Consider the following 6,554-nt stretch of genomic DNA (forward strand, 5'->3'; position numbering starts at 1 on the left):
TATTGTAGCATAAGCGGTCAAGGTTCTCACGGAGGCGGTCGGCGGCCTTTCGTTTTGTAAAGGAAATGACATGAATAGTCTGCGTTTTTTTTGTCCACAAAGGGTAATGTTGTGATAACATATATCTGATATGGGGATACTCTCCCATTTACTGCCGAACGTTCCGACTGCGGATGCGTATAGAAACATATAAGGAAACACGTTCCGGGAAGAGGTGCTTCTTTGAAGATTTCGACGAAAGGCCGATATGGCTTGACGATTATGATGGAGCTGGGAGCCAAATTCGGCGAAGGTCCGATCTCGCTCAAGAGCATCGCGGAGAAGAACGGGCTGTCCGAGCATTATTTAGAGCAATTGATCGCGCCCTTGCGCAACGCGGGGATGGTCAAAAGCATCCGGGGAGCATACGGCGGTTACGTTCTGTCGAAGGACCCGGAAGCGATAACGGCGGGCGACGTGATTCGCGTGCTGGAAGGTCCGATCAGCCCGGTCGACTTCACCGAAGAAGACGATCCGGCCAAGCGCGACCTGTGGCTGCGAATTCGCGACAGCATCGCCGCGGTGCTGGACTCCACCTCGCTGTCGGACCTGATCAACTTCAAAGAAGAAGGCGCGCCCGACAGCTACATGTTCTACATCTGATTCGCAAGGGTGAGCGGGGATGGAACGGATTTATTTCGACTACGCCGCGACGGCGCCGATGCTCCCGGAAGCGATTCGCGCTTACGCGGAGACGGCGTCGGCCGGTCCGGCCAACCCGTCGAGCCTGCATTCGTTCGGGCGCGAAGCGCGTAGCCATCTGACGGCGGCGCGCGACGCGCTCGCGCGAATGCTCGTCTGCCGCGCCGACGAGCTGGCGTTCACCGGCGGCGGCACGGAGAGCGACAACGCCGCGCTGTACGGCGCCGCCTGGGCGCAGCGGCGGCGGGACGGAGCGCGGAAGCGGATCGTCACGACGGCGGTCGAGCATCACGCCGTCCTGAACGCCTGCCGCAAGCTGGAAGCCGAAGGCTTCGGGCTGACGCTGCTCCCCGTCGACGGGGAAGGCAAAGTCAGCGCCGCCGACGCGCGGGCGGCGATCGGGTCCGATACGGCCGTCGTCAGCGTGATGACGGGCAACAACGAGACCGGCACCTTGCAGCCGGTCGCCGAGATCGGACGGATCGCCCGCGAAGCCGGCGCCGTCATGCATACCGATGCGGTACAGGCGTTCGGCTACGAGCCGCTGGAGCTGGATAAGCTGCCGGTCGACCTGCTCAGCTTGTCGGCCCACAAGGTGGGCGGGCCGCAGGGCGTCGGCGCGCTGTTCATCCGCCAGGGCACGCCGTTCGAACCGACGCAGCGGGGAGGCTCGCAAGAGCGCAACCGCCGCGCCGGAACCGAGAACGTCGCCGGCATCGCCGCGTTCGCCAAAGCGGCGGAGCTCGCGGTCTCCGGCCGCGCCGCCCGCCGCGAACGCGCCGAAGCGGTTCGCGCCGCGCTCATAGCGCAATTGACCGAACAAATCGGCTCCGAGGCGTTCCGTATCAACGGAAGCTCCGATCCCGCCGGCCGGCTGCCGCACATTCTAAGCGTCGGCTTCGACGGCGTCTCGAACGAGACGATGCTGATGAACCTCGACCTGGCGGGAGTCGCCGCCTCCGGCGGTTCGGCTTGCACGTCCGGCTCGCTGCAGCCGTCGCATGTGCTGAAGGCGATGGGACTTTCCGACCCTTTTTGCAGGTCGACGGTTCGATTTAGTTTTGGAATGGGGAATGATACCGCAGAGGCCCAAAAAACCGCAAAAATCATTGCAACCATTATCGGCCGCCTGCGTATTAGATAACAGCGGCTCTTGCCCAGAGGTGCCATCCACGTGCGAAACTTGCAGCAAATGATCGGTTTGCCCGTTCTTCTGGACAGCGGCAAACGGGTCGGACACATACAGGATATCGGTTTCGACGAATTTTGGCGGCTTTCCTGCCTGGTCTTGGATACGAGAGTTTGGTTCCGGCGGGCGGCGGTAAGAATCGTGAAGTGGAACGACGTCGCGGTATGCGGGGAAGACGCGGTCATTATCCGCAGCCCGGGTTCCGTGACGACCATTCGCCGGAGCGAGTTGCTCCGTTCCTTCCAGACCGGCATCGTTCAGCTCAAGGAGCTGCCTGTTTTTACGGTGGATGGACAAGAATTGGGTAGAGTTTCCGACGTTTATTTTCGTAAGTCCGAGGGTACACAAATTATAGGATATGAATTGACGGACGGTTTTCTCGCGGATGTGTTCGAAGGTCGGCGCCGGTTGCTAATTCCGGATGGGCCTGAGGGCGTCACGTTGGGCGAAGATGCCATCTTGGTTCCCGCTTCTTGCGATCGGGTGCTGGAGAGAGAACCTACGCGGAAAGTGACAGGTGAGAAGCGATGATGATGAGATGCCCCAACTGCAACTCCAAGGATATCGGCAAGATCGGATCGCATCAGTTTTACTGCTGGAGCTGCTTTATCGAGCTGACGGTGAACGGAGACAAGATGTCCGTTTATCAAGTGGAAGAAGACGGTACGCTCAGTTCGCTGGACGATTTGTTCTTCGAAGAGCCGATCGCCCCGCAAGTTCACGCGGGCGGCATGTAATTTTTACATTCACCGCCACAAGCGGCAACGCCCCGGTCACTCCGCGCCCATTCGCGGAATGGCCGGGGCTATTCGCATTTGTAGGAGGTTTACGGCTGGGGACAAGTACATATACTGGTGTAGGAGAGGGCCGCAAGCGGAAGGCCGTTCCAAGCGGGGGGTGACGCGTCTGTTCCGGTTTGCCCAGAGTCGTTTGTTCGCCGTGCTGGTGTACGCCATACTCGGGCTGCTCGTCCTGTTTCTCATCATTCAGGTGAGGCCGATGCTCCAATCCATCTACCGTTTCGTAAGGGCGGTATCGGCTCCTTTTTTCGTCGCGATGATTATCGCCTACATGCTGAATCCGGTCGTCAGCCTGCTGCACAATCGCAAAGTGCCGCGCACGGCGGCGGTGCTGCTGATCTACGCCGTCTTCATCTGCAGCTGCGTCGTCATCTTCGTCAACGTGACGCCGATGTTCGTCGGCCAGGTCCGGGAGCTCAACGAGCACGTGCCGGAGCTGACGATCAAGGCCCAGAGCATGATGGATCACTTCAACAACAACGACATGCTTCCCGAGAGCGTAAGGAACGGGATCAACCGGGCCATCTCGGGGTTGGAAAAGCAAGTGTCCGAGCGGATCGCCGCCTTCATGAACAACATCGGCGCGGTCGTCAACGTCGTGTTCCTGGCGATGATCGTTCCGTTTCTGGCTTTCTACATATTGAAGGACATGGACGTCATCGAACGCGCCGCCTTCAAGTACGTGCCGCGTTCGAAGCGCCAGGGGACCGTGCGGATGCTCAAGGAGATCGACGAGGCGCTCGGCAGCTACATTCGCGGACAGCTTATCGTCTCGCTATGCGTGGGCGTGGCCGCTTATATCGGCTACCTGATCATCGGCATGCCGTATCCGCTGCTCATGGCCGCTTTCGTCGCGCTGTTCGATATCATTCCGTACCTGGGGCCTTTCTTCGGCGCGCTGCCGGCGCTGATCATGGCGACGACGATCTCCTGGAAAATGGCGCTGCTCGTCGTCATCGTCAACACGCTGTGCCAGACGCTGGAGAGCAACGTGATCAGCCCCCAGGTGGTCGGCAAGTCGATGCGGATGCACCCGCTGACGATCATCTTCGTGCTGCTGATCGGCGGCGAGCTGGCGGGCGTCATCGGGATGATTCTGGCCGTTCCTTTCTATGCGGCCCTGAAAGTCGTGGCCCAGCACCTGTTCGCTTACTACATTCGGCGAAAAACCGTTTGACAGCCCGGAAAACGGTTGTCTATAATCAAACTGATTATTCATTACGCCAAAGCGTAGACAAGACAAGAGTACGTCGTAGACCGCAGGCCAGAGAGAAGATTCCGACGCGTTTCCCCTTAGGTTATTCGTGCAGTTCGCAAGACGGGAAAACGCTTGGCTGGAAGAATCTTCCATGCGAAGGACGACGGAAGCCGGTCTTGGAGCTCGAACATTCGACGGGAGGGCCCGTTAACGCCCGCATAAGGCGATTGCTCCGCACGCGCGGCGCAATAACCAGGGTGGTACCGCGATGAATTCGTCCCTGACTGTCGGGGGCGTTTTTTTATTTTTTCAAGTCCGTAGGAGGCAGAGAGTCCGATGAAACCGATGAAAGCTGCGGAAATTCGCGAGAAATGGCTGAAGTTTTTTGCAAGCAAGGGGCACCACATCGAACACAGCGCTTCGCTCGTGCCGCACAACGATCCTTCCTTGCTCTGGATCAATGCCGGCATGGCGCCGCTTAAAGCTTATTTCGACGGGAGGGTGAAGCCGGAGAACCCACGCATCGCCAATTCCCAGAAGTGCATTCGTACCAACGACATCGAGAACGTCGGGAAAACGCGCCGGCACCATACGTTTTTCGAGATGCTCGGCAACTTCTCGATCGGCGACTATTTCAAGGAAGAAGCGATTGCGTGGGCGTGGGAATTCCTGACCGGACCCGAATGGATCGGCTTCGAGCCGGATAAGCTGTCGGTGACGATCCATCCGGAGGACGAGGAGGCGTTCCGCTTCTGGAACGAGAAGATCGGCATTCCCGAGGAGCGGATCGTCAAGCTGGAGGACAACTTCTGGGATATCGGCGAAGGGCCTTGCGGACCGTGCACCGAGATCTTCTACGACCGCGGAGAGAAGTACGGCGACTTGTCCGATCCCGAATGCTTTCCGGGCGGCGAGAACGAGCGCTTCCTCGAAGTGTGGAACCTCGTCTTCTCGCAATTCAACCATAACAAGGACGGCAGCTACACGCCGCTTCCGAACAAGAACATCGACACCGGCGCCGGCCTCGAGCGCTTCGCGTCGATCGTGCAGGACGTCGACTCGAACTTCGACACCGATCTGTTCCAGCCGATCATCGCCCATACGGCCCGCATCGCCGGCATCTCGTACAAGGCGAATCCCGAGCACGACGTCGCGCTGAAGGTGATCGCCGACCATATCCGCACGGTGACGTTCGCCGTCGGCGACGGCGTCCTTCCTTCCAATGAAGGCCGGGGCTACATTATCCGCCGCCTGCTGCGCCGCGCCGTCCGCTACGGCAAGGTAATCGGCATCGACCGCCCGTTCCTGTGGGAGCTGCTGCCGACGGTGGGCGACATCATGGGCTCCTACTATCCGGAAGTGGTGGACAAGCGCGAATTTATCGAGAAGGTCGTGCGCACCGAGGAAGAGCGGTTCCATGAGACGCTGAGCGACGGGTTGTCCATTCTGGCCGATCTGGCCGGCAAGGCCCGTTCCGAAGGCGTGAGCCGGATCTCCGGCCCGGACGCGTTCAAGCTGTACGATACGTACGGGTTCCCGTTCGACCTGACGGAAGATTACGCCGCCGAGCAAGGAATGACCGTCGACCGCGAAGGGTTCGACGCCGCGATGGAGGAGCAGCGCGAGCGCGCGCGCGCCGCGCGGCAGGAGACGGACAGCATGAAGGTGCAGGGCGGACCGCTCTCCGATTTGACGGAGAAAAGCGAGTTCGTGGGCTACGATACGCTGACGGCGGAAGCGAGAGTCGTCGCCATCGTCTCCGGCGACGAGTTCGTGGACATGGCGGGCGTGGACCAATCGGTGGCGGTCGTGCTCGACCGGACGCCTTTCTACGCGGAGAGCGGCGGCCAGGTCAGCGACGGCGGAACGCTCGCGGGCGCCGGCGGCGTGCTCGCTTCCGTGAACGGCATGAGCAAGGCGCCGCTCGGCCAGCCGGTGCATCACGTCACGATCGTCTCCGGCGCGCTCAAAGTCGGCGACGTCGTCTCGGCGAGCGTCAATGCGGCGGACCGCGGCGACATCGTGCGCAACCATACGGCGACGCACCTGCTGCACAAGGCGCTCAAGGAAGTGCTCGGCCAGCACGTCAACCAGGCCGGTTCGCTCGTCGAGCCGGAGCGGCTGCGCTTCGACTTCTCGCACTTCGGGGCGATCACGCCGGAGGAGCTGGCGGACGTGGAGCGCCGCGTCAACGAGCAGATCTGGCACGGCACGGACGTGGACATCAGCCTGAAGCCGATCGCCGAAGCGAAGGCGATGGGCGCGATGGCGCTGTTCGGCGAGAAATACGGGGACATCGTGCGCGTCGTGCGCGTCGGCGATTACAGCCTGGAGCTGTGCGGCGGCTGCCACGTGCGCAACACGGCGCAGATCGGCCTGTTCAAGCTGGTGAGCGAGAGCGGCATCGGCTCCGGCGTGCGCCGGATCGAAGCGGTGACGGGCCGCCATGCTTATGCGTACCTGGATGAGCAACTGCAGCTGCTGCGCGGAGCCGCCGCCCTGCTGAAATGCAACGTCGCCGACGTGCCGAAGCGCATCGAGGCTGCGCAGGCGGAAGCGCGCGAGCTGGCGCGCGAGAACGAGTCGCTGCAGGGCAAGCTGGGCCGCCTTGAAGCGGCGGACCTGGCCGGCCGCGCCAAGACGGTCGGCGGCGTGACGCTGCTGGCGGCGCAGGCGAACGTCGGCG

6 protein-coding genes are annotated in these 6,554 nt (G+C 61.2%); all 6 read left to right on the forward strand.

Annotated elements, in window-relative coordinates:
- The first annotated feature begins 222 nt into the window (after positions 1–222).
- Positions 223–642 (forward strand): cysteine metabolism transcriptional regulator CymR, encoded by a 420-nt coding sequence (gene cymR / locus H7C18_RS29600; RefSeq protein WP_185132725.1) that lies wholly within the window; start codon positions 223–225, stop codon positions 640–642.
- 19 nt (positions 643–661) lie between these two features.
- Positions 662–1,825, forward strand: a complete 1,164-nt coding sequence (locus H7C18_RS29605; RefSeq protein WP_185132726.1) for a cysteine desulfurase family protein — start codon at positions 662–664, stop codon at positions 1,823–1,825.
- Between the two features lie 30 nt (positions 1,826–1,855).
- Positions 1,856–2,401 carry a PRC-barrel domain-containing protein gene (locus H7C18_RS29610; RefSeq protein WP_185132727.1) on the forward strand — a complete coding sequence of 182 codons (546 nt, stop codon included), beginning with the start codon at positions 1,856–1,858 and terminating at the stop codon, positions 2,399–2,401.
- Positions 2,401–2,607 (forward strand): hypothetical protein, encoded by a 207-nt coding sequence (locus tag H7C18_RS29615; protein ID WP_185132736.1) that lies wholly within the window; start codon positions 2,401–2,403, stop codon positions 2,605–2,607. Before H7C18_RS29610 ends, H7C18_RS29615 begins: the two co-directional genes overlap by 1 nt.
- 169 nt (positions 2,608–2,776) lie before the next feature.
- Entirely contained in the window at positions 2,777–3,847 is a 1,071-nt protein-coding gene (locus tag H7C18_RS29620; protein WP_185132737.1) for an AI-2E family transporter, read from the forward strand.
- A 366-nt stretch (positions 3,848–4,213) separates the two neighbouring features.
- Positions 4,214–6,554, forward strand: a 2,341-nt coding sequence (gene alaS, locus H7C18_RS29625) for an alanine--tRNA ligase (RefSeq protein WP_185132738.1), incomplete at its 3' end; no start/stop codon positions are given.

It is taken from the genome of Cohnella zeiphila, assembly GCF_014212055.1.
Lineage (GTDB): Bacteria > Bacillota > Bacilli > Paenibacillales > Paenibacillaceae > Cohnella > Cohnella zeiphila.